Consider the following 23,784-nt stretch of genomic DNA (forward strand, 5'->3'; position numbering starts at 1 on the left):
GCTTCCGCCGGTGTTTCCTGTATCGTATTTTTCTTTTGTTCCGGGATATCGGATGTTTTCACATTTTCTCTGCCTGTGTCAGAGTATCCCGATAAATTCTAATAACCTGCCAGCCAGGTGTACATCTCTTCATACTGCTTTGCAGAATTGTTCCAGGAATAATCCTGTGCCATGCCACGATCGACGATCTTGTTCCATTCGCGTTTGCGGTCATAGTATACCCGTTCAGCGTAGCGGATCGTATTTAACATCTCATGGGCATTATAGTTTTTAAAACTGAATCCGGTTCCGGTTCCTTCAAACTCATTGTACGGCTGTACAGTATCTTTCAGACCACCGGTCTCTCTTACGATCGGCACGGTGCCATAACGAAGGCTCATCAGCTGGCTCAGACCACATGGTTCAAACAGAGACGGCATCAGGAATGCATCTGCCGCCGCATAGATCTTATGTGACATTGCTTCTGAATAATAGATATTTGCTGAAACTTTTTTGTCATACTTCCAAGCAAAATGTCGGAACATATTTTCATATTTTTCTTCTCCGGTTCCGAGAACCACCAGCTGGATGGCATCCTGGCACAGTTCGTCCATCATATAGGCAATCAGATCAAAACCTTTCTGATCTGTCAGGCGCGATACCACACCAAGCATCATAGCCTTCGGATTCACTTCCAGTCCCAGTTCTTCCTGAAGAGCTGTCTTATTTTTCACTTTTTCTTTTCGGAATGTCTTTGCATTATAATTCATTGCGATCATGGCATCCGTTTCCGGATTATATTCGGCATAATCGATTCCGTTTACGATACCACGCAGGCTGTTGCTTCTCGCCTGCATCAGCCCATCCAGACCTTCTCCATAGAATGGTGTTTTGATCTCTTCCGCATAAGTGTTACTTACAGTCGTGATGGCATCTGCATATACCAGGCCGCCTTTCAGATAATTGGCATCTTTATTCGCCTCCAGTTTGTCCGGTGTGAAGAAGTAATCAGACAGACCGGTTATACTTTTTACAGTCTTAATATCCCATACTCCCTGGAATTTCAGGTTGTGGATAGTCATAACTGATTTGATACCACGGTAGAAATCACTTCCCTGGAAACGTTCTTTCAGATATACCGGGATCAGTCCGGTCTGCCAGTCGTGACAGTGGATGATGTCCGGTCTGAAATTGATCACCGGAAGAATCGACAATGCTGCTTTGGAAAAAAATACAAATTTTTCCAGATCTCCCGGCATACCATAATATGGCTTGTCCCCGCTGAAATGTTCTTCATTATCGATAAAATAGAATTTGATCCCTTCATATTCCATCTCGAAGATTCCTACGTACTGCTGTCTCCAGTTCAGATCCATATAAAAATTAGTTATGTAATGAAGCCGATCTTTAAATTCCTGTTTCATACAGGCGTATTTTGGAATAACAACTCTTACATCGAAATATTCTTTTGGAAAACATTTAGGTAAAGAACCTACAACATCCGCAAGCCCTCCGGTCTTGATAAACGGTACTGCTTCCGATGCAACATATAATATCTTTTTCATACGAATAACCTCCTGTTTTTCCTAATAACAACATCTGCCTTATATTATATCGCATTTTTACCAAACAGAAAAGGGGTTATGCCTGTTTTTTTATGCATTTTTCATCTCATTCTATCAATGGAGTGTACCATGTTCATATTCCAGCCGGATTTTGTCCGCAATCAAAGCTATAAACTCAGAATTCGTCGGTTTTCCCTTTCCATTGCTTACTGTATAACCAAAAAGTGCATCGATCGTATCCATCTTTCCGCGGCTCCATGCCACCTCGATGGCATGACGGATCGCTCGTTCGACACGGCTCGGTGTAGTCTGATGTTTCTTGGCAATGGTGGGATACAGGATCTTGGTAATAGAATTGAGCATCTCCATATCTTCCACCGACATCATGATCGCATCCCTCAGATACTGGTATCCTTTGATATGCGCCGGCACACCGATTTCATGAATAATATCGGTAACATCAATCTGCAGATTTTTTTCCGATATTTCTCCCGCTCTCCCCAAATTGCCCGTTCCCCGGTTCTCTCTGCGGATTCCTTTTCCAAACTTGCGGAGCTGTTTGATCCGGTTTAGCACCATGTCGTTATCAAAAGGTTTCATAATATAGTAACAGGCACCCAGCCGAAAAGCATCTTCGATGATCCGTTCCTGGCCGACTGCCGATATAATAATAAAAGCCGGTCGTTTTCTGACAGACGGATCTTCATTCAGCTTTTCCATAACTGTAATCCCATCCATCTTGGGCATGATAATATCCAGCAGTACCACATCCGGCTCTTTCTCTTTTATAATTTTGTATATTTCCTGTCCGTCGGCTGCCTGACCGACAAGTTCCAACTCTTTATCTCCTTTTACCAGTGTACTGAGAAGATCTACCATTCGTTCATTATCATCTGCTATGGCTACGTTTAATTTTTCCATTCTAACTAACTCCTCCATCTACTTAGTATTTTGGAAATTATGGGCCCTACCACAGATTACTGTGTTCCAAATGTTGATTCTATTATAAAAAAAAACTTTTTTTGGTTCAAGATATGACAACAGAGTTTTCCCATTTTTCGTTCGACAAAGGAACACATAAAATGACGATTTTCTGTATTCTCACCACATATTCTTATACAAAGAGCTGTTATCGACAGTTTCACATCCTCTTTCCCGGTATTCCAGACAGTTCTGTGTAAAAATACACGAAAACGGACTGCAGCTTTCGCAGCAGTCCGCCCGTCTTTTATAATTTATTCTGTAAACAATGGTGTGGAGTAATATCTGTCACCGGTATCCGGAAGCAGTGCAACGATTGTTTTGCCTTTGTTTTCCGGACGTTTTGCCAGTTCAATAGCTGCCTGAAGGGCTGCACCGGAGGAGATACCTACCAGGATACCCTCTTTCTTTGCCAGCAGTTTTGCTCCTGCGAACGCATCGTCGTTTTCTACGGTAACAACTTCATCGTATACCTTGGTGTTCAGTACATCCGGTACAAATCCTGCACCGATTCCCTGAATCTTATGAGCACCGCTCTTACCCTGGGAAAGCACCGGAGAAGTTGCAGGCTCCATGGCAATCACTTTCACGTCCGGGTTCTGGGACTTCAGATATTCGCCGGTTCCCGTCAGTGTTCCGCCGGTTCCCACACCGGCAACAAAGATATCCACTTTTCCGTCAGTATCCTTCCAGATTTCCGGACCGGTTGTCTCACGGTGTACCTTCGGATTGGCAGGGTTTACAAACTGCCCCGGGATAAAGCTGTTCGGAATCTCTTTGGCCAGTTCGTCTGCTTTGGCGATAGCTCCTTTCATCCCTTTTGCTCCTTCTGTCAGCACCAGTTCTGCACCATATGCTTTCAGGATGTTTCTTCTCTCCACACTCATGGTTTCCGGCATGGTCAGGATGATACGGTATCCCTTGGATGCTGCGATGGATGCCAGACCGATTCCGGTATTACCGGATGTAGGTTCAATAATTACGGAGCCTTCTTTTAAGAGTCCTTTTTCTTCTGCATCTTCGATCATTGCTTTTGCGATACGGTCTTTGACACTTCCGGCCGGATTAAAATATTCCAGTTTAACCAGAAGAGTAGCTTCCAGACCCAGTTCTTTTTCTACGTTTACCACTTCAACCAGCGGGGTGTTTCCGATCAGTCCTAAGGTTCCCTTATAAATATTTCCCATAATACATTTCCTCTCTTTTCTTTTTTTATTTCGCAACTGTTCGATCCCCTTGCAGCTACGGAACTTGTTTTGTTTTGTTGAGTGTATTATAATTCCCTTATACCTACTTGTCAACTATGTTTTTGTGTTTTTTTGAAAAATTTACTTTGCCGCCCTTTTACCTGTTAATGCATCTGCGGCAGTTCTTACAATATCAGTTTTATATATCGCAGCGCTTTTCCTCGCGTATGGCTTTTTATTTAACAGGAAAACAATCTCCTGCAAAACTATGAGAAACTTGCAGAGCGTGTTTTTCAAGTTAACGCGGCAGTCGCCAAGGTCTTGTGCAAGCACGGACTTTGGCTCGTTGCTCGCGTAAATAAAAAGGCTTCCGCAGGCCGGGTGCATTGCATTACCGATTGCGAAAGCCTTTTTACTATTATTTATTTTATTCAGGTAAATCTCTGTCCGATTATGCCGCTTTTTCCTGTGGTTTTTCGAACAGTTTCTTAATGCCCTGTACTGCTACGATCACACCAAGGATCAGAAGCAGAACTGCGAAGATCAGCTGCAGGGTATTTCCAAGATCCAGGCCTGTGGTCATCAGAGCGCCGGTCAGTTTGTAGATGGTAAGACCCAGTGCACTGAAAGTAACAGCCATCATGAATACTGCAGGAGCCCACAGCATAATTCCCTGACGTTTTGTTTTCTTAAGGAACACGGCACATGCTACCAGCGCAAGTACAGACAGCAGCTGGTTGGCAGAACCGAACAGTGGCCAGATCTCAGCGTATCCTACTTTTGCCAGCAGGTAAGCCAGTACCAGTGTCAAGATTGTTGCAAAATATTTGTTTACCATCAGTTTACGGAATGGTGTGTAATCTTTTTCATCCACATCGTTATCCTGGAAGAATTCCTGGAAGGACAGACGTCCGACACGGGCTACAGAATCCAGAGATGTCAGTGCGAATGCAGATACTGCCAGATTGATCAGGGTAAATACCAGAGTATGTGGCAGACCGATGACTTCCAGGAAGTTTGCAATTGCTCCTGCGAAGATCTGTGGCTGTGTGGTCAGACCCTGTGCTGCTGCTTCTCCTTTTGCGAAAGATGCAACGGCGATCAGAGCGATGATAGCCAGCATACTTTCCATCAGCATGGCACCGAAGGATACCGGCAGCATGTTCTTTTCATTTTTGATCTGTTTGGATGCGGTTCCGGAAGATACCAGTGAATGGAAACCGGATACGGCACCACAGGCGATGGTTACAAACAGGATTGGAAACAGAGTCTGTCCATCTACATTAAAGGAAGTAAATGCTTCCAGATGACACTGTGGATTTGCCACGAATACACCTACGATGGCTGCAATGATCATGAAGATCAGCAGGTAACTGTTCAGGTAGTCACGAGGCTGCAGCAGACTCCATACAGGAGCTACGGATGCGATCAGGATGTAGATGAAGATGATCACATGCCAGGTGGTTCTCGGCAGATACATCGGGAAATTCATACCCAGTGCTACTGCTCCAACCAGCATCACGATAGCGATTGCTGTGTTGACCCATTTATGCAGTTTTCCGTAACGAAGAATCATGCCCAGGCATACAGCTTCGATGATGAATAACATGGAAGTTGTTGCTACTGCACCATTTGCAGTGATCTTGGATACGGTTCCGTCATCAGCTGTCAGGAATCCGTTGAAAGTTCCTGCTACAACATCAGCGAAAGCAGCTACAACCAGGATACAGAACAGCCAGCAGAACAGCAGGAACAGTTTCTTTCCTGTTTTTCCGATATAAGTTTCAATGATTGATCCGATGGAACGTCCTTTATTTTTTACAGAAGCATACATTGCAGAGAAATCCTGTACTGCTCCGAAGAATACACCACCGATCAGGATCCATAACAGTACCGGCAGCCATCCGAAGATTGCAGCCTGGATCGGTCCGTTGATCGGACCCGCACCTGCGATGGATGCGAACTGATGACCAAATACGATATTGGTATCAGCCGGCACATAGTCTACGCCGTCTTCCATTTCATAAGCCGGAGTTTTGGCGTTGGGATCAATGCCCCATTTTTTCTCAAGGTAACGGCCATAGAAGATATAGGCTCCGCCTAATACCACAATGGCAATTACCATCATCATAATACCACTCATGTTTTTTTCCTCCTTTTTCTGACTCATTCAGAAAACATGAACGACTTCCCCGTCGCATAAGGGATACCCTGAGTTTTTCACTCTTTCAAAATAAAAAGCCCTGCAGCTTTATTTGCTGCAGGGACGAATCTTTTCCGCGGTACCACTCTGCTTTATTGTCATAGTGACAATCTCTTTTGTACTGTCAGCCGGTTTTCCGGTGATAACAGATCTCCGATAACGGTGAGTGCCGTCTGCTCTTACTCTATTTTCAGAGCGGATACTCCGAAGGGATATTACATCAGGTTTTCTGTTGTCTTACACCAGCCGGCAACTCTCTGAAAGAAATCTTCCTGTGTAACTTGTCTTCATCAATGTTTTTCTTTATCTGAGCTTATATTAGTTTTACCACTTTTGTTTTTTTCACACAACTGTCGATTTATACAAAATTCATTTTTCTTTTGTATAGTTTTTATACATTTTTTATTTTTCTGTCGTTTTTCCGTCAGATTCTGCAACGCATTCCACATCCGGTGGGTGTTCCCGCACATCCACCGATGGCTGTTTCACGCAGTTCAAACGGAATACTCTTTCCTACTTTGTACATCGCATCCACCATATCATCAAACGGAATCGGATACATCACGCCACTCAATGTGATCTCCGCACAGGTCACAGCATTAACCGCACCTATCGCATTTCTGCTCTGACAGGGAACTTCCACCAGTCCTGCCACCGGGTCACAGACCAGACCAAGCAGATTTGAGATCGCCATAGCTGCTGCCTGCAGACACATCTCCGGTGTTCCACCCATCAGTTCTGTCACAGCAGCAGCAGCCATTGCCGATGCAGCACCTACCTCTGCCTGACAGCCTGCCTCCGCACCTGCCACAGAGGCATTCCGCATCAGCAGATAGCCGATGGCCGCTGTATGAAACAATGCATCCGTCATCTGTTCATCGCTGAATCCTTTTTCCTCCTGCAGTGCCAGTAACACTCCCGGAACCACACCGGAAGATCCGGCAGTCGGTGCCGCAACGATGACCCCCATCGAAGCGTTGACTTCCAGAACCGCCATGCTGTAAGCGATCAATTTGTTCATAAACGTTCCGCAGACATTTGTCCCGCTCTCTCTGTATCCGGTAATCTGCTTTGCCTCCCCGCCGATCAGTCCGCTCATGGACGGTTTCGGGTCTTCCAATGGCTTTCTTACTGCCTCTTTCATGATGGCGAGGGCTTTTCGCATCTTATCTTCCACTTCTTTTTTTGTGGAGGATGTGCCTTCGATCTCCCGCTGTTTCATCACTTCGGAGATCGAACACTGCTTTTTCTTACATACTTCTAATAATTCCTGTCCGTTTTTAAAATCTGTCATCTGTCCGTCTCTCCTATATCTGAATCAGCAATATTTCCTGCACATACGGGTTCTGTCGAATCTCTTCCAGAATCTCATCCGGGATCCGCTCATCTGACTCCACAACAGAATAAGCCGTTTTTCCCTTGCCCTCACGGAACAGCCGCATGAAAGCAATATTTACATTCTGATTGCTCAGACACTGCGTAATATGTGTTACCACACCCGGTTTGTCGATCTGTTTTACCACCAGCGTACTGTATTCTCCGGTAAATTCCACATTAATACCGTTAATCTGGGTGATCTTGATCTTGCCGCCACCGATGGACTGTCCCTGCACCTGCATCTTGGTGCCGTTTTCTCCTGTCATCCGGATATCCACAGTATTCGGATGATCCGGAACAAACTCCTTATCAGCGATATACTGATATTTCACTCCCATCTTCTCTGCCCAGGAAAATGCATCCCTGATCCGCAGATCATCGGTTGCAAATCCAAGCACGCCGCCAAGCAATGCCCGGTCTGTACCATGTCCTTTATACGTTCTTGCAAAAGAACCATACAGAGTGAATGTCACCTCTGTCACTTTTTCTTTGAAAAGCTTTCTTGCCATCTTTCCGATAGATACTGCTCCCGCTGTATGGGAGCTGGACGGTCCCACCATATTGGGGCCGATCACCTCAAACGCACTGATAAAATTCATCGTTTCCTCCTAGTTGTCTTTTCGCGATACAAAAATGCACACGATTGCCGTGCCGATCATAGACAGTCCCAGACCAGTTGCAAGCATTGCCTTTATTCCGGCAAAATCCACAAGCACACCACCGGACAGACTGCCAAATACCCCTCCCATGGTACTTGACGCAATCAGCAGCGACTGACCCTTCACTCTGTCCTCCACAGCCATCGTTTCATTTACATAGTATACCGCAGAAGGCAGACATAATGCAAATGATAACATCTGCAGCATCTGCACTACATACAGGAACGATATACTGCCACACACCAGATACCCCAGTGCTTTCACAGAAAACATTACCGCCGCAAACCGAATCAGTTTTCTACTGTCCCATTTGCCAACCAGCCTGGAAAACAACAACATCGTAGGAAGTTCGCTCATTGCAGATACTGTCAGCAGTGTTCCCATCCGTTTTATATCTCCCCCGAGGCTTACCACAATATTGATCAGATAATTGTTCACATATGTACTTTCTACATAGATTAATATCATTCCCAGCAATACCAGCATATAATTCCGATAGCGACATGCAAATTCCAGAATCCCGCCACTTCTCTGTCTGTTTGCAGTATTTTTCTGTTCTTCTTTTTTACTTTCATTCGTATCCTTCACAACCGGCATGGAAATCAAGGTAACGAACATCACCGCAAAAGACAGACATCCAACAGCCATAATTGCCAGACCGTAATACCTGCCGATCAGAATTCCCAAAAATGAAGCTGCCACCGCATAGGATGCAGAGCCCACTCCTCTTCCGATTCCAAAATCCACATAGATACCATGATTCACATAATACAAACTGATAGAATTGATCAGTGGCTGTACCACCTGTAATAACATATTAACAATCAAAAATGACAGCACGATTCCCGGTACCATTTTTGACATACACTGCATCAGAATCAGCAGCAGGATTATGGCAATTGCCATCCCTGCAGTCATCTGTTGTAAAGTTACCCGTTTTGCACGGTCCGCCGCCGCCGCAACAAATGGCTGTAATATAACTCCCAGAATATTTCCAAGAGCCAGCACGACTCCTACCTGAGAACTTTTCAGCCCGATATGTAATAAAAATACCGTTGCAAACCCATTGATCGCACAGACCGCCACCCAATAACTCCCCTGTAATACAGCACACTGCGCAGTTAATTTTTTTGAATTCATCTCCTGTTCAATCCTTTCCCGTCTGAATCCTGTCTTTATTTTGCTGTTATCCCCATAACAGAAACAATCTCAGTATACTATTTCCAGCTAAAAGTGACAGTGTCAATTCCGACTTTATTTTCGGTCAAAATCGACTTAACTAAAAAAGGTCCACCGGACCTTTTTGTCGTATGCTTGGCAACGCAAAAAAAGCCGTCCTGAACAGACTGTTGCTGTCAGAATAGCTTTTTTCTTAATATATTACAACAGGAAACTTATATGACACAATATCATATAATTCTTTTACTTTATCCAACGGTGTATTCACACACCCATGAGATCCATTATCCAGATACGCAGTACTGCTCCAGTCACTTCTGGTTGTCAGATCATGGAATCCAATGGTATCTTCAGCTGCAAAAGGTATCCAGTAATTACAGTGTACCTGATACGACCAGTTACCACTGGCATTTTTCTCACCGCGCATGGTATAATCTGTGGTTTTCCCCTTGACTTTATACACACCTTGGGGAGTTTCCGTTCCTTTATTCCGGCATCCGGTCACCACTTCTGAGTCCATAACCTGTTTTCCGTCCACATAGACCCAAAAATGCTGATCGGACAAACTCAGTTCTACGTAAGAGTTTCCGATATCATTCTCATTTCTGCTCAACGCAGTGGATGTATACACAATTTCAAAATCACCCTGTGTTCCGTCATTGATTGCCTGCATCAGATTTGACTCTGTACCGGACTGATCAATCTCCCATCCGTAGTCTCCCGGTGTCAGCGTTACGGTATTACCGGCTGTTGTAGTAAATGTTCTTTTGCTGTTGACTGTATCATATTTTTTTGCAAGACCGGCCACATATTCTTTCACTTTTTCTTCATCTATGGAAAAACTTCCATCTTCTGCTTCTGCTACCCAGTCTTTTAAGGTATTCTTATCCAGTACCTCTTTTCGGTCTGTTCCAAAGTCCATGGTAAGGTTTGCAGATAATTTCTGATTAATTGCATCTGCTTTTGCCTTTAGTTCTGCATCATCCTGCCTGATCTCCGGTTTCACATAACAGTCACCGGCATCCAGATCAAAGGTTATCTCCCCGTTCGTCAGAGCCTGATGAAGTCCTGCTGTTACTTTTCCTTCGTCCAGGGTAGTTCCTTCTTCCTCCGGAATCACCGCATAGCCGTCATCTGTTATGCCCACATAGGCATCCTTCGGAGCCTGCATATTCCCCGGCTGCATACAAGTCAGTCCTTCCACTGCCTGTTTCAATGCTTCTTCATTGACCGCCACCATGTTCTCTAACTGTACATGAACACCGGTAAACGCATGAATCACCCACGCCCAGGGCCGCTGATTTTCCATCAGTTTATCAATTTCTCCATCATCCCGGTAGGTCAGTTTTAGCTGTTCTCCGGTCAGTGTTTCTTCCTGCCCGTTTCTTTCTTCTATTGTAATCTGATAAGACGGTATCTGATCCGCAATTTTTTTCTTCACCTGCGCAACGGTCATCTCCCCGTAATCAGTACCGTTGATCTCCGTATGTGAATAAAAATGACTGCTGTAATAATATGCTGCCGCACCATAGCCGGCTGTCGCAGCCACCAGAAGCACACCGGCAATTCCTGTCAGAACTTTTTTCTTCGTTGTCATCGTTTTGTCATATCTCTCCCCTGTAACGTTCCGACTACTTCCTTCTGCTATCTTTCATCGTATCGTTACTGCTTTTTACTTTCATGTTATATCATATCATCTCATGAAAGATTTTCAATTATGACCTTGTATAAAAACGACAAATTTTTTCTTGTTTTTTTGTCTATTATTTCAGCTTTTCTTCTAACTGCTTCAAATACTCCTCCGTGTGAACACGCAATACGCAGTCTGCCCGATGCAGATATCCGAAGCAGACTTTTGTATGGCTTTTTCGGATCGGGATCATACGGATCAGGCTGTCCCTTTCTTTTTCCTTCTGCAGATTGCAGCTGAGATTGGCAAGATCCGTCTTTCTTAAAAGTTCCTGCATCAGTGAGCTGCTGTTTACCGTGACAATCTGTTGAAAATCTCTGCTGTCAATCAGATCTTCCTGCAGATGTCCGGAAGTATGCAACAGAGAAATCTGGTCTTCTTCATGCTGTACATATCGAAGATTTCGCAGTTCTTCTTTTGTCACATACTCCTTTTCATAATATGGGTGGTTCGGTCCCACATACAGTGCCATATCTTTTTCTTTTAACGGTGTGAACGTCATTTTTCTTTTCTGTATCATCCGTTCAAAAGCCTGGCGCTGCATCTTGGAGATAAACACAAAACCAACCTCCACCTGTCGATGACAGATATGGTGAATGATCTTCTCCAGTGTCTCCTCATAACACACCGCATGCAGTTTCGGATGTTCTGCAAGAAACGTGGCAAATTCTTCACTCAGAAGACTGCTTGGCATAGATGCGATACGGATCGTACTCTCCTGCGTCTCCATCTGAATTCTCTGGATTTCTTCCATGGAACTCAACATTTTTCTTGCCTGGTCGTATACTTTTTCTCCCTCTTTGGTAAGTTCCACACCTTTTTTGCTTCGTTCAAGAAGCTGATATCCAAGTGTCCGCTCCAGCTTTTTGATCGTTTTACTTACATGTGGCTGCGTCGTATACAAAATCTGCGCAGCCCGACTCAAACTCCCTGCATCCACACTTACAACAAAGAACTGTAATTCTCTTAATTCCATACGATACTCCCATCTTTTCCAACAGGTATGCCCGGAGTCTTACCTTTCCTGTTCCAGTTGTTTTTCCGGATGCATTACCTGTTTTCCTGTAATTTTCTTCTGCTCTTATACCAGAATAATCCGATAAAAGCCAGACCTGCCACGATCCAGGAAGCAATATAGATCCAGATGATACATTCCATCGTCTCAAACTTCGGAAGGATCACCCAGATACTGCATACCCGGAGCAGACAGATACTGAGAAGCGTCGTAATCATCGGTGCAACGGTCTCCCCTAAACCGCAGCTTGCACCGGATAATGCTTCCGCAATCGCATAAAACAGATAAAACGGCGCCATCATCTGCATATATTTTACCACAAGTGGAATCAAAAGTTCAGCATCTTTTTTATCAATAAACCACGGGCCGACCCATCCGGAGCCAAAAAACAGGAACAGACTGACGGCTCCCACCGCACAGACCGAGATACCGGTTCCGATAACCGCTCCTTTTTTAACTCTTTCTGTCTGTTCTGCACCAAGATTCTGTGCAACATAAGTCGTCATCGCCGGTCCCATGGAGTCGGCAAGCAGCCAGATCAGCATACTCAGCTTATCGCAGATGCTCCAGGCTGCGATGCTGTCGGTTCCCATCGTGTTGACACTCGCCTGCACGATGGAATTGGCGACCGGAAACAGCATGGACTGCAGGGCAAGCGGAAATCCGGTACGGATCATCATCGCCATATGCTCTCTGCCAAAATGCAGATGCCAGACATGCACTTTTCCGCGAAGATGTTCTTCTCTCGCAAGGAACAGAAAGGTCAGAACCACGCTGACGATCTGTGCCGCAACCGTGGCAGCAGCCGCACCGCCTACTCCCAAGTGCAGAACACCTACCAAAAGAAGATCACCTAAAATATTCATGCAGCTGCTCACAAGCAATACATACAGCGGACGTTTCGAATCTCCAAAGGCACGCAGGATCCCCGCTGCCATATTATAAAGGATCAGAGACCACAGACCACCGAAATAAATCGTGCAGTATGTCAGCGTATCCCTGTAGATATCCGCCGGAACACGCATCAGTTTCAGCAGTTGCGGAGCAAGCAGTACGCCTCCAAAAGAACTGATGATTCCCAGGACAAATGCGATCGTGACCGCGGTACGGATCGAACGATGCAGATGCTCTGTAGCTTTCGCTCCGAAATACCTGGAAATAATAATCGTTGCTCCTGCCGCCAGACCATTCATAAAGTTGATCGGGAACTTAAACAGCGTATTGATCGAATCGATCGCTGCCAGTCCCACTTTTCCTGCAAACCGTCCTACAATGATCGCATCTACTGTCACATACAACTGCTGGATCAGGCTTCCCGCAATCAGAGGCAGAACAAATAATAAAATTGCTTTCCCAATGTTTCCTTCTATCAGACTGCTGCTCTTTTTTTCTTTCACCTTCACTTTATCATTCTCCTCATAACTATTCAGTGCCCTCACAGTTACCCTCATGTTTCTATTTCTGTGCGCTTTCGGTATACAGATGACAGGCGACCTGATGATCCGGTGTAAGGCTGACCATTTGCGGAGCTTCTTTTTTGCAGATCGCCATGCATTTGGTGCATCGTCCCTGGAACGGGCAGCCTTCCGGCAGCTCCAGCGGGCTTGGCGCTTCTCCTTCCAGGTTCTCGATCGGTTTGGAAAAATCCATGTTGATATCGAAGACAGACCCCATCAGTGCTCTCGTATACGGATGCACAGCATCTTTGGAAAGCTGTCCGCCCGGAAGTACTTCCACCACATTTCCCAGATACATGACTGCGATCTGATGGGCACACTGCTCGATCAGTGCAATATCATGGCAGATAAATCCGATCGTAATATTCTTTTCTCTCTGTAACTTCGTGATCAGCTCGATAATCGTCTTCTGCACCGATACATCCAGTGCTGAGGTTGCTTCATCCATGATGATCACTTCCGGTTCCAGAGCCAGGGCACGGGCGATCGCCACACGCTGTCTCTGACCTCCGCTCATATTGTGTGGATACCGATCCGAAAATTCTGCCGGCAGTTCTACCAGTTCCAGAAGTCTGCGACAGTTTTCTTCTTTTTCGGATTTTTTGATTCTCCCGAAGTTCAGTAACGGTTCGCATATGATATCACGGATCTTCATTTTCGGATTAAAGGATGCGGTCGGATCCTGAAAAACCATCTGAATATTCTGGCGATTCTGACGCAGTTTCTCTCCCTTTAATTTTGTGATATCTTTTCCACGGTACAGGATCTCACCCTCGGAAGGGATGTCGAGAGATACCAGGAATTTCATAAACGTACTTTTTCCACAACCGGACTCTCCTACCAGTCCCAGTGTCTCTCCTTTATAAAACTTCAGATTGACATCGTTGTTGGCAAGCAGTGTCCGTCCGTCTGTCGTACGAAAACGCCGGGTCACATGTTTTGCTTCCAGGATTACTTCTTTTGATTCAGACATATCTCTCACCTCCCACGGAAGGAACGGCACCCAGAAGGCTTCTGGTATATGCATTTTGGGTCTCATGCAGAATATATTCTCTCGTTCCCTGATCTTCCATTTTTCCGTCTTTCATAACCACGATATAATCAGACATATACGCTGCGATTCCGAGGTTATGCGTCACCACGATGATACTGGTTCCGTAATCATCGCGCAGTTCCATCATCTGGCGCACGATCTGTGCCTGTGTTGTCACATCCAGTGCGGAGGTCGGTTCGTCCGCAAGCAGCAGTTTCGGCTGATAGGACATGCCCATCGCGATTCCCACACGCTGGCGCATACCGCCGGAAAGCTGGAACGGATAGGATTTCATCACGTTATCCGGGCTTGGAAGATTCATTTTTTCCAGCATCCCACAGCCTTTTGCCCAGGCATCTTTTTTTGAGATTTTTTCGTGGGTGCGCAGATATTCAACAAATACATCTCCAACCTTTCTTGTCGGGTTCATCATCGCACCGCTGTCCTGAAAGATCATGGAGATCTCACTGCCGCGCAGGTTTCTCCACTCTTCGCGGTTATAGGAAAGCAGATCCTTTCCCTCAAACGTAATGCTTCCCCCGGAAACCATTCCACCTCCTGCCAGAAGTCCAAGAACGGCACGGATCACGGTAGTCTTTCCGCTTCCCGATTCACCTACCAGTGATACGATCTGTCCCTGTTTCATATTCAGGTTAAAATTCTGCACGGTAGGTACATTCTTATAGGAAACGGTCACATTTTTCAACTGTAACATATTTGCCATGTTTGCCCTCCTTACTCGTCTTTCGGATCCAGAATATCCCGGAGAGAATCTCCCAGCATATTAAAGACTACAACTACAATAAAAATCGCCAGACCGGGGAAAATCATCATCCATGGTGCAGACTGAATACATGCTCTTCCTTCATTTAGCATATAGCCCCATTCCGGTGCCGGAGGTTTTGCTCCGAATCCCAGGAAGGACATGGCTGCCAGTTCCAGCATCATACCACCGATATCGGTAGCTGCCGTGATGATCAGTGTCGGCAGTGCGTTCGGCAGCATATAACGTAAGATCATATACGGTGTTTTAGAACCGGTTACGATCGCTGCTTCCACATAGTCACAGTGACGGATCTTCAGAACCAGGCTTCGTCCGAGACGGGCGTATTTTGTCCAGTTTACTACGACAACGGCTACAATTGCATTTTTCATGCTTGCTCCCATGATACCGGCTACAGCAAGTGCCAGAACCAGACCCGGGAAAGACAGCATCATATCAGCGATTCGCATGATCACGCTGTCCACGATACCGCCAAAATATCCGGCGATCACGCCAAGTGTTGTTCCGATAAAGAAAATCAGTGCAACTACTCCAAAAGTTGCTGTCAGAGACGCTCTCGCTCCGTAAATCACACGTGCAAAGATATCACGGCCCATCTTATCGGTTCCGAAGATATGTGCCTTACTCGGAGCCAGAAGGGCTTCATCCAGGCTTCCTTTCAGAGGATCCACACCCCCGCTCACAACCGGGGCAAATACTGCAATCAGAACGATCACAACAGCCAGAATAAGAAAAAAGGTAAACTGCTTATACTGTGCAAAAAAATTCTTCTTTTTCATACTCATTACTCCTTTAATCTCATTCTCGGGTCAATATATACATAAGAAGCATCCACGATCAGATTGATCACCATATAAATCAGCGCCAGCCACAGTACATAACCCTGAATCAGGTTATAATCGCTGGAAGTGATCGCAGACACTGCAAGGTTACCAAGGCCCGGATAGGAAAAAATAACTTCTACTACTGCCGTACCACCAAGCAGAGATCCGATGGACAGACCAAACATGGTGATCAGAGGAAGCAGAGAGTTCGGGAATACATTGCACCAGACGATTCTGGACCATTTTACTCCTCTCGCCTGGGCGCCGATCACATAATCCTGGCTCAGTTCATCAAGAACTGCGGTACGCACCTGACGGGTGTATTTGGAAGTCATCGCGATCGCCAGTGTCAGTGCCGGAAGGAACAGACTCTTAAAGTCTCCCGCAGAACTGATTACCGGAAAAATCTGGAAATAGACACAAAACGCCATCATTAAAAGAAGTCCCACCCAGAAGTTCGGCATCGCACAACCGATAAACGTGATCCCCCGTACCAGATAATCGATCCAGGTATTTTTTTTCAAAGCAGATGCCATACCGAGGGGAATAGAAAGTACCAGCATCAGCAGTATCGCCATCAGTGTCAGTTTTAAGGTCGGCCACAGTCTCTCTGCCAGAAGTTCTGTTACCGGTTTGTTCAGGGAATAGGATTTTCCGAAATCTCCCTGCAGACAGTTGCCAAGCCATCTTCCATACTGTACAAAAAACGGATCATTTAATCCCATCTCTTCTCTTGTCTGCTCTACCATCTCCTCGGTCGGCATTATACCGTTGGCGGAATACATGTTTCGTACCGGATCTCCCGGTGACATATAGGTCAGACCGAATGTAATAAAACTGATACCGAACAGTACCACGATGATCTGCAGCAGACGCATGAGTATTTGTTTCTTATTCAAATCGTTCACACCTTTCTTTTTACAAAAAATACATGTTACTTTGTCATGCAACGGCATAACGCCCGGTTGTAAAAACAACCAGGCGTTTCCAGAGTTTTTTATTCTGCCGGAACAATCTCCGTACTTAACCAGTAATAATCTGCGGTATGAATTTTCGCATATCCCACATTTTTGGAGTAGATCATACTGGAGTTGTAGTATCCGTCGATCAGAACTGCCGCATCATCGATCAGAATCTGCTGCATCTGGAAAATCAGATCTGCACGTTTGTCCTCGTCCATCTCACTTTTCAGTTCCTGATATAATGCATCGTATTCCGGATTGGAATATGCACAGTAAGTGCTTTCTGTTGCCCAGTTTGCCATGTAAGCGAACGGATCTCCGGTTCCTACGGTAATCCAGTTGTTGTTGTTAAAATCATAATCCAGTGCTGCCAGCTTACTCCACTGATCATCGGAGCTTCCGTACTCGGAAGTAACACCGATTCCGATCTCTGTCAGATACTGAGTATGTGCATCAGAAAATTCATTCAGCAGACGGTTTTCATAAGAAACATAACGCAGATTGATATTTTCTCCATCGATCTCACGGATACCATCTCCGTCTGTATCTACAATACCCGCATCATCCAGCAGTTTCTTCGCACCTTCCGGATCATAGGTGTATGGGTTGTTCAGTTTCTCATATCCATAGGACAGGTTGGATGGAAGTACGGAAAATCCCGGTGTATACAGTCCTCCGATCGTCTTGGAATTACAGATAGTATCATAATCGATCGCCATCAGAATCGCCTGACGCAGTGTCTTGTTACCCAGAACGCCATCAAAGTTCATCCAGGAGAACCCGCAGCGCACACCTGTTGCGATGTCTACGGTATAATCATCAGAATCCTGGAATTTCTGGATATCTGCTACGTTGGTGATATTCTCTACCAGGTCAACCTGTCCACTTTCCAGTGCCATTGCTTTCGCAGAGTTATCGCCCATGTACAGCAGGTTTACTTTATCATAAGGAACTTCTTCACGGAAGTTCGGGTTTGCGACCAGTGTATAACCGACACCCACACCGTTGAAAGAATCGATCATGTACGGACCGGTTCCGATGGTACCGTTATCAAAGTTCTCCGTATGCTCTACGTCTACGATACCCATGGTCGGATGACTGAGCTGTCCCATCAGGTTAGCGTAAGGCTGTGTGGTCTTGATTGTCAGCGTACCCGCCTCATCATCTGCATCGATGGTTGCCTCGAACTCCAGATATTTTTCCGGTTTTGCGGAACCGGACGGTCCTACTTCTTTCAGATGTTCGTATGCTTCTTTTACTTTGCTTGCGGTAAGATCACATCCGTCAGAGAACTTCAGACCTTTTTTCAGGGTAACGACCCATTCGGTATGTTCATCATTCACGGTATAGCTTTCTGCCAGCCATGGTTCCAGTTCCATGTTATCATTGAACTTGAACAATGTCTCTGTGATTCCGTAACGCATCGCGTTCCAGCCACCGTTCTCGTCACCTGCAGTGTTGACACTTCCGTCGGTGTACATTGCACATCCGAAGTTCAGAACCTTCTCATCGGATGAAGCTTTTGATGATGAAGAAGAGCTGTCACTTCCTTTGCTTCCGCAGCCTCCCAGTACCGTTGTTGCCATTACGCCTGCCAGCAGCAGTGCCAATATCTTTTCTTTTTTCACTGATTTTCCTCCTGTGTTTTGTTTCCAGTTGTCTTCCATTTCCTGTTTTATAGCATAGAAAAAACAGTCTGTATCTTTATGCAGACTGTCCTCTTAATTTCTGACGCAGCAGTTTTCCGGTTTCTCCACAGTCATAAGACAGGTTTGCACCTAAATCATGCCGAAAAATCACTTAATCATATTTTAAGAGTTCTCATCAGCCGTGAGAAACATCTCAAAGATATAAGCAGTTCTCCTGACTTCAGTTCATCACCTCAAACTCCTTCCCGGAATTTCTCTCTTCCAGTGGCTCATGTTCTCGGCTCCCTGTCACAGTGGCGGGACCGCAACGGATTGACACCGTTTTCTCTATCAATGCTTATTGCAACTTATATCCTGAATGTAACGCAGATGTCATTTTAACAGAAAAAATCCGTTTTCACAAGATTTTCATGTATTCCATTTAGTTATATATGAGTATTTGTTTTTGCACCATGAATTATCTTAATTGTTATATTTACTGATCTCTTTCAGATATTCCTTTCCTATCGAACTTAACGGAATCCCCTTTCGTTTCAGATATCCGATCGTCATGGTTTCTTCTGTGGAGAGTTTTACCGCACAATACTCCGAACCATTCAGATTTTCGCAAATAATGCCGCTGCAAAGTGTATATCCGTTCAGTCCTTTCATCAGATTCAGCATCGTCGCACGGTCATTCGCCTTGATCGACTGTTTGTATTCATACGTACTGAACACTTCCTCCGCAAAATAAAACGAATTGTTGCTCCCCTGGTCAAACGAAAGAAATGGATAATCTTCCAGATCCTCCAGAGTAATCTCCTTCTTTTTTGCCAACGGATGACCGCTCCACAGGTAAACGTATTCCTGACAGTCAAAAAGCTCATGAAATTCCAGATTGTTTTCCTCAAAGATCTTCCCCAGTACTTTCCGGTTAAAATCATTCAGATATAAAATTCCCAGCTCACTCCGGAAGTTTTTCACATTTTCAATCACATCATACGTCTGTGTCTCATAGATGGAAAATTCATACCGTTCCATCCCGAAGCGTCTGACCATCTCCACGAATGCCTTCACCGCAAACGAATAATGCTGCATGGAAACGCCGAACTTTTTCTTTACTTTTTCTTTATCCACATACCGTGCCTCGATCAGGGCATACTGTTCCACGACCTGTCTGGCATATCCGACAAATTCTTCTCCGTCCGGTGTCACCTGGATCCCGCGGTTGGTTCTCCGGAAAATCTCGATTCCCACCTCGTCTTCCAGTTCCCGGATAGCCGCCGAAAGGCTTGGCTGGGAGATAAATAATTTCTGCGCCGCCTGATTCATCGAACGGGAATCCGCCACGGTAATTGCATAGCGTAACTGTGATAATGTCATATCCTGCTACTCCTTTTTCTGTCGATGTTTTGATTATACCCTAAGATTTTCCATAAAAAAAGACCTTACGGGTTCTTTTTGCAGAATCCATAAGGTCCTCGGTTTTATTTGTCAAAGCCGTTATGCCAGTGCTGCGCCCAGTTCCTTGCAATTTGCTACGCCGGCATCATCCGGCATATCGTTGCAGATGACACTCTCTGTTGCCAGAACCGCTCCTGCTTCTTTACAGCTTTTCTCCCAGTTTCTCATCCATTCACCGTCTCCCCATCCATAAGATCCGAACAGTGCGATTTTTTTGTCTTTCAGTTCAGCTTTGCAGCCGTCAAACATTGGTTCAAATTCATCTTCTTCCAGTACTTCATCTCCCATAGCCGGGCATCCGAACGCGATGGCATCGTATTCTCCTACCAGTTCCGGGCGGAAATCGGCACATTCATACAGTGTTACGTCTGCGCCTTTTTCTTTTGCGCCCTCCACTACTGCATCTGCCATTGCTTCTGTATTACCTGTACTGCTCCAATAAACAACCTGATATTTACGGGATGCCCCGTTTTTATGGTTAAGCAGCTACGGTCAGCTGCAAAACGCTCCTGCCATTTTCCCACAGCCGGGAATAGATCTCTCTGCATTTTTTGTATCTGCAGAATGTTTTCTCTGCTTCTTTTGCATTACCATAGGCTTTCCAGCAGCCGGAACACTTACAGTTTTTCCCGGTATTACGGATAAATCCTATCACATCAACCAACGGATAATCGAGAAACAAGCCAATCTCATGAGGGAATTTTTCACACATATGTAATCTGTCTTTCAATTCCGTCAGTGCCTCTTCCCAGTGCTCTCCCCGATATCCGCACGCCCGCAGAAACTTTTGTACTTCCGGTTTATGAAGATCCTGCTCCAGTCTCTGTGGCCTGCACAGATAAACCAGTGCTTTTTTATCGTTTTTTCGAAGAATCGTAAGATAAAGTCCCTTATCCTTCATCTGCAAATTCCACTTGCGCACATCTTCCTCCAGACTCTCACCGGACTCATACGGACAGCTGAACATATTAGCCGTCTTCAACGATGCCAGTGTGGGCGAACAATGATCGATCAGATATCTTTCCAGTATGTCTCTCCTCCGTTACATCCCTCTTAGTTTGCAAAACAGTTTTCCAGAATCCCGGTCAGTGCGTTTCCGCTGCTGGTGTGGCAGCGAACCACATCGGTATGTTTTCCGTCGATCTCATCCAGTGCGCAGCGCACCATCTTGTGAGATACGGTATTGGTAAATAATACCAGAAGATCCGGACATCCGATTTGTTTGTTGAAATCTGCTCCCATGTGGGTAAATACTTTCACCTTACATTTATAGGATTTACAGATTTTTTTATACTGTGCTACCATGCGGTCGTGTCCGCCTACGATTACAACGCCCATATGATTCCTCCTGTCTTCTTTGAATACTTGTAACTATTCCGTAGCCACTGTGAAGGTACTGAACAGTTACGAATACTTTTTATTCACGTTCCATCCGGTTTTCCTGGATCTCTTCTCAATAAATATTAGTTTGTTTTCTATGGGTTAGATTTGTCTAACTTATGAAATAAGTCTATACTAACTTTTGCTAGTTGTCAACTAATTTCTTAGTATTTTTCTAGGAATTATAAAGTTTTTGTCCTTTTCTTGAGGAACAGCAGAAAAAAGCCGGGAATCCAGGGGAATATTTGTTTCGTGCCAGCTGCTGCCGCTTTGATATTCCCCTGGGAATTCCCGGTTCTTTGCCATGTTTTATGTTTTTTATTCTGCTTTTATCTCATCCGTCTCGATAATAAAACGGACATTTCCGCTTGCTCCCTCGCAGATACCACCATAATTGTCGTATCTGCCATCTGCTTTCTTCAGTGCACGGATCCGGTTTGCCAGGCTTGTCAGGTCTGTACCCGTCAGGTCGCTGAGCTCCTGAATTCCGTCCTCGTCAAATTTGACCAGTCCCTGATGCAGGCTATCCATGCCTGAGATCATCGTATCCAAACCACCGATCAGGGCAGTTCCTGTGGAAGAAAGTTGTCCGCTTCCCTGATGCAGTGCTGCGGATCCCTGATACAGCTGCCGGATTCCTTCTCCAAACGCTGCCATACCGGCTTCTAACTGACTGCTGCTTTCCTGTAACTGTACTGTTCCGGTCTGCAATGCGGTAAGTCCGGTCTGTAATTCCTGCAGCGATTCGGCAGCAGTCTTGGATACCGTACCGAGCGTGGTGCCGTAACCTGCCAGAATAGAGTCCGAGGGTATGTAACAGTTCGTTCACATCCAGCGGTTTGTCGCTCAGATAGGCACCCACTTCGATGTTTTCCCGTACGGTCAGATTCGGGATCAGATTATACATCTGGAAAATATAGCCAAGATGCTTTCTCCGGTAAATAGTCAGTCGTTTTTCCTTCATATCTGCCATCCGCTCGCCGTGGATCACGATTTCTCCATCATCCGCCCTGTCGATGCCGCCGATGATATTTAACAATGTTGATTTTCCGGATCCCGACGGTCCAAGGAGAATACAAAACTCTCCCTGTTCGACCGCAAGATCGATTCCCTTTAATACTTCTACTTTACTCTCGCCCTGTCCAAAGGACTTCTTAATTTGTTGTAATGTAAGAAACATAAACTTCCTCCGGTTTTCTTCCCCATTTTCTGATTGCTTTCGGCTGCAGCTCTCTCCTTCTGAAAAATACCGCAGCCGTATTCACATTTTTGTGATTCGTTTCAACTGTTTTCACGCAGATGCGGCTGTTTATAATTAGTTTCTTCTAACCATTTTACCACTATTTGTTCTTCTTTTGGTTTTTACTAATGATAATTTTTCTCATTTATACCATTCCTTCTGTCTTTCTATCCGAGTGCCACATCCAGAATCATCATCAGGCAGAATCCCACCCCGAAAAACAGCGTTCCGATATTCGAATGTTCCCCCGCAGACATCTCCGGGATCAGTTCTTCCACAACCACATAGATCATCGCCCCTGCCGCAAAGCTGAGCAGATAAGGCAGGGCCGGAACGATCAGCCCTGCTGCCAGGATCGTAACCGCGGCACCGATCGGCTCCACGATACCGGACAGCGTTCCTCCAAGAAAAGCTTTTGACTTTTTCATCCCCTGTGCCCGAAGCGGCATGGAAATAATCGCTCCTTCCGGAAAGTTCTGGATTGCGATACCGATGGAAAGTGCCAGTGCTCCCATGGCTGTAATTTTCGTGTTACCGGTCAGATAACCGGCATAAACCACACCGACCGCCATTCCCTCTGGGATGTTGTGTAAGGTTACCGCCAACACCAGCATCGTCGTCCTCGCCAGCCTGCTCTTCGGTCCTTCCGCCTTTTCACTGTTACGGTGCAGATGAGGAATGATATGATCCAGAGCCAGTAAAAATAAATTTCCGATCCAAAAGCCCACCACAGCCGGGATGAATGCCAGTCGTCCCATCCCTTCGGACTGATCCATCGCCGGAATCAGAAGACTCCATACCGAAGCCGCCACCATCACCCCCGCCGCAAAGCCGGTCAGTGCCCGCTGTACCAGATCGCTCAGCTCTTTTTTCATAAAAAATACCCCCGCCGCTCCCAGTGTTGTTCCTACAAAAGGAATCAAAATTCCACCAATTACCTCTATATTCATATAAGCTTCTCCTCTCTTTTAAGTTAGTTTATACTAACTCATTTGTTTTTTCAATTTTTTTCTGCTTTAACGATAATCTTTCGCAATGTATGGAGGACAGAACCGACACCGCTGGTTTATTCTATGTATCTTCTGCTTCTCTTGCCATCCTTTTTCCAATATCAGATATATCATGCCCTCGTAAAGCAAAACCGTTCCTTCGGACCAATGATTGATATGCAAAACAA

Annotated in this window: 22 protein-coding genes, 1 riboswitch and 1 other annotated feature; all 22 genes read right to left on the reverse strand. The window is 45.4% G+C overall.

What is annotated here, in order from left to right:
• Nucleotides 1-98 precede the first annotated feature (98 nt).
• The 22 genes from glgA to FYJ57_RS05775 all read right to left on the reverse strand — a co-directional run bounded on the left by glgA (nucleotide 99) and on the right by FYJ57_RS05775 (nucleotide 23,557).
• A complete protein-coding gene (glgA, locus tag FYJ57_RS05670; protein ID WP_154431949.1) occupies nucleotides 99-1,544 on the reverse strand; it encodes a glycogen synthase GlgA in 1,446 nt (481 codons plus the stop codon).
• Between the two features lie 114 nt (nucleotides 1,545-1,658).
• Nucleotides 1,659-2,465 carry a sporulation transcription factor Spo0A gene (gene spo0A, locus FYJ57_RS05675; protein ID WP_154431951.1) on the reverse strand — a complete coding sequence of 269 codons (807 nt, stop codon included), beginning with the start codon at nucleotides 2,463-2,465 and terminating at the stop codon, nucleotides 1,659-1,661.
• Nucleotides 2,466-2,779: 314 nt separating this feature from the next.
• A complete protein-coding gene (cysK, locus tag FYJ57_RS05680; protein WP_106492300.1) occupies nucleotides 2,780-3,712 on the reverse strand; it encodes a cysteine synthase A in 933 nt (310 codons plus the stop codon).
• A gap of 451 nt (nucleotides 3,713-4,163) precedes the next feature.
• Entirely contained in the window at nucleotides 4,164-5,855 is a 1,692-nt protein-coding gene (locus FYJ57_RS05685) for a carbon starvation CstA family protein (RefSeq protein ID WP_117523479.1), read from the reverse strand.
• A gap of 116 nt (nucleotides 5,856-5,971) precedes the next feature.
• Nucleotides 5,972-6,218 (reverse strand) — a binding site (T-box leader).
• A 121-nt stretch (nucleotides 6,219-6,339) separates the two neighbouring features.
• Nucleotides 6,340-7,209, reverse strand: coding sequence for an L-serine ammonia-lyase, iron-sulfur-dependent, subunit alpha (sdaAA, locus tag FYJ57_RS05690; protein WP_154431952.1), 870 nt, complete (start codon nucleotides 7,207-7,209; stop codon nucleotides 6,340-6,342).
• A 13-nt stretch (nucleotides 7,210-7,222) separates the two neighbouring features.
• Nucleotides 7,223-7,891, reverse strand: a complete 669-nt coding sequence (gene sdaAB, locus FYJ57_RS05695) for an L-serine ammonia-lyase, iron-sulfur-dependent subunit beta (RefSeq protein WP_022172207.1) — start codon at nucleotides 7,889-7,891, stop codon at nucleotides 7,223-7,225.
• A 9-nt stretch (nucleotides 7,892-7,900) separates the two neighbouring features.
• Complete coding sequence (locus FYJ57_RS05700; protein ID WP_154431954.1) at nucleotides 7,901-9,091, reverse strand: MFS transporter; 1,191 nt, start codon at nucleotides 9,089-9,091, stop codon at nucleotides 7,901-7,903.
• Nucleotides 9,092-9,323: 232 nt separating this feature from the next.
• The gene (locus tag FYJ57_RS05705; RefSeq protein WP_154431955.1) at nucleotides 9,324-10,727 is read right to left on the reverse strand and encodes a L,D-transpeptidase family protein; all 1,404 of its coding nucleotides are present in this window, start codon (nucleotides 10,725-10,727) and stop codon (nucleotides 9,324-9,326) included.
• A 166-nt stretch (nucleotides 10,728-10,893) separates the two neighbouring features.
• Nucleotides 10,894-11,796, reverse strand: a complete 903-nt coding sequence (locus FYJ57_RS05710; RefSeq protein WP_154431957.1) for a LysR family transcriptional regulator — start codon at nucleotides 11,794-11,796, stop codon at nucleotides 10,894-10,896.
• A gap of 74 nt (nucleotides 11,797-11,870) precedes the next feature.
• A complete protein-coding gene (locus tag FYJ57_RS05715; RefSeq protein WP_205839922.1) occupies nucleotides 11,871-13,238 on the reverse strand; it encodes an MATE family efflux transporter in 1,368 nt (455 codons plus the stop codon).
• A gap of 52 nt (nucleotides 13,239-13,290) precedes the next feature.
• Nucleotides 13,291-14,265 (reverse strand): ABC transporter ATP-binding protein, encoded by a 975-nt coding sequence (locus FYJ57_RS05720; protein WP_118574366.1) that lies wholly within the window; start codon nucleotides 14,263-14,265, stop codon nucleotides 13,291-13,293.
• Nucleotides 14,258-15,049, reverse strand: a complete 792-nt coding sequence (locus FYJ57_RS05725; RefSeq protein WP_328597436.1) for an ABC transporter ATP-binding protein — start codon at nucleotides 15,047-15,049, stop codon at nucleotides 14,258-14,260. The genes FYJ57_RS05720 and FYJ57_RS05725 overlap by 8 nt, the downstream gene beginning before the upstream one ends.
• Nucleotides 15,050-15,060: 11 nt before the next feature.
• Nucleotides 15,061-15,888: a nickel transporter permease gene (gene nikC, locus FYJ57_RS05730; protein WP_154431961.1), complete on the reverse strand. Its 828-nt coding sequence runs from the start codon at nucleotides 15,886-15,888 to the stop codon at nucleotides 15,061-15,063.
• A 5-nt stretch (nucleotides 15,889-15,893) separates the two neighbouring features.
• Nucleotides 15,894-16,832, reverse strand: coding sequence for a nickel ABC transporter permease (gene nikB / locus FYJ57_RS05735; RefSeq protein WP_205839923.1), 939 nt, complete (start codon nucleotides 16,830-16,832; stop codon nucleotides 15,894-15,896).
• Between the two features lie 98 nt (nucleotides 16,833-16,930).
• Entirely contained in the window at nucleotides 16,931-18,523 is a 1,593-nt protein-coding gene (locus FYJ57_RS05740) for an ABC transporter substrate-binding protein (protein WP_118574370.1), read from the reverse strand.
• Between the two features lie 208 nt (nucleotides 18,524-18,731).
• A riboswitch (cobalamin riboswitch) is annotated at nucleotides 18,732-18,910 on the reverse strand.
• Nucleotides 18,911-19,006: 96 nt separating this feature from the next.
• Entirely contained in the window at nucleotides 19,007-19,906 is a 900-nt protein-coding gene (locus tag FYJ57_RS05745) for a LysR family transcriptional regulator (RefSeq protein ID WP_154431965.1), read from the reverse strand.
• Between the two features lie 120 nt (nucleotides 19,907-20,026).
• On the reverse strand, nucleotides 20,027-20,473 hold the full coding sequence (locus FYJ57_RS05750; RefSeq protein WP_268878801.1) for a flavodoxin: 447 nt from the start codon (nucleotides 20,471-20,473) through the stop codon (nucleotides 20,027-20,029).
• The gene (locus tag FYJ57_RS05755; protein WP_328597439.1) at nucleotides 20,466-21,017 is read right to left on the reverse strand and encodes a DUF3793 family protein; all 552 of its coding nucleotides are present in this window, start codon (nucleotides 21,015-21,017) and stop codon (nucleotides 20,466-20,468) included. Before FYJ57_RS05755 ends, FYJ57_RS05750 begins: the two co-directional genes overlap by 8 nt.
• 23 nt (nucleotides 21,018-21,040) lie before the next feature.
• The gene (locus tag FYJ57_RS05760; RefSeq protein WP_154431970.1) at nucleotides 21,041-21,325 is read right to left on the reverse strand and encodes a DUF2325 domain-containing protein; all 285 of its coding nucleotides are present in this window, start codon (nucleotides 21,323-21,325) and stop codon (nucleotides 21,041-21,043) included.
• Nucleotides 21,326-21,685: 360 nt separating this feature from the next.
• Nucleotides 21,686-21,898, reverse strand: coding sequence for a hypothetical protein (locus FYJ57_RS15110; protein ID WP_205839924.1), 213 nt, complete (start codon nucleotides 21,896-21,898; stop codon nucleotides 21,686-21,688).
• A complete protein-coding gene (locus FYJ57_RS15355; protein WP_235904440.1) occupies nucleotides 21,891-22,547 on the reverse strand; it encodes an ABC transporter ATP-binding protein in 657 nt (218 codons plus the stop codon). Before FYJ57_RS15355 ends, FYJ57_RS15110 begins: the two co-directional genes overlap by 8 nt.
• 227 nt (nucleotides 22,548-22,774) lie before the next feature.
• Complete coding sequence (locus FYJ57_RS05775; protein ID WP_022172224.1) at nucleotides 22,775-23,557, reverse strand: ZIP family metal transporter; 783 nt, start codon at nucleotides 23,555-23,557, stop codon at nucleotides 22,775-22,777.
• Nucleotides 23,558-23,784 lie beyond the last annotated feature (227 nt).

Source organism: Oliverpabstia intestinalis, assembly GCF_009696065.1.
GTDB classification, from domain to species: Bacteria; Bacillota; Clostridia; order Lachnospirales; family Lachnospiraceae; genus Oliverpabstia; species Oliverpabstia intestinalis.

Coding starts and splice junctions, on each gene's coding strand:
- glgA (WP_154431949.1), bottom strand. CDS start 1,544: ATGAAAAAGATATTATATGTTGCATCGGAAGCAGTACCGTTTATCAAG.
- spo0A (WP_154431951.1), bottom strand. CDS start 2,465: ATGGAAAAATTAAACGTAGCCATAGCAGATGATAATGAACGAATGGTA.
- cysK (WP_106492300.1), bottom strand. CDS start 3,712: ATGGGAAATATTTATAAGGGAACCTTAGGACTGATCGGAAACACCCCG.
- FYJ57_RS05685 (WP_117523479.1), bottom strand. CDS start 5,855: ATGAGTGGTATTATGATGATGGTAATTGCCATTGTGGTATTAGGCGGA.
- sdaAA (WP_154431952.1), bottom strand. CDS start 7,209: ATGACAGATTTTAAAAACGGACAGGAATTATTAGAAGTATGTAAGAAA.
- sdaAB (WP_022172207.1), bottom strand. CDS start 7,891: ATGAATTTTATCAGTGCGTTTGAGGTGATCGGCCCCAATATGGTGGGA.
- FYJ57_RS05700 (WP_154431954.1), bottom strand. CDS start 9,091: ATGAATTCAAAAAAATTAACTGCGCAGTGTGCTGTATTACAGGGGAGT.
- FYJ57_RS05705 (WP_154431955.1), bottom strand. CDS start 10,727: ATGACAACGAAGAAAAAAGTTCTGACAGGAATTGCCGGTGTGCTTCTG.
- FYJ57_RS05710 (WP_154431957.1), bottom strand. CDS start 11,796: ATGGAATTAAGAGAATTACAGTTCTTTGTTGTAAGTGTGGATGCAGGG.
- FYJ57_RS05720 (WP_118574366.1), bottom strand. CDS start 14,265: ATGTCTGAATCAAAAGAAGTAATCCTGGAAGCAAAACATGTGACCCGG.
- FYJ57_RS05725 (WP_328597436.1), bottom strand. CDS start 15,049: ATGGCAAATATGTTACAGTTGAAAAATGTGACCGTTTCCTATAAGAAT.
- nikC (WP_154431961.1), bottom strand. CDS start 15,888: ATGAAAAAGAAGAATTTTTTTGCACAGTATAAGCAGTTTACCTTTTTT.
- FYJ57_RS05745 (WP_154431965.1), bottom strand. CDS start 19,906: ATGACATTATCACAGTTACGCTATGCAATTACCGTGGCGGATTCCCGT.
- FYJ57_RS05760 (WP_154431970.1), bottom strand. CDS start 21,325: ATGGGCGTTGTAATCGTAGGCGGACACGACCGCATGGTAGCACAGTAT.
- FYJ57_RS15110 (WP_205839924.1), bottom strand. CDS start 21,898: ATGGATAGCCTGCATCAGGGACTGGTCAAATTTGACGAGGACGGAATT.
- FYJ57_RS15355 (WP_235904440.1), bottom strand. CDS start 22,547: ATGTTTCTTACATTACAACAAATTAAGAAGTCCTTTGGACAGGGCGAG.
- FYJ57_RS05775 (WP_022172224.1), bottom strand. CDS start 23,557: ATGAATATAGAGGTAATTGGTGGAATTTTGATTCCTTTTGTAGGAACA.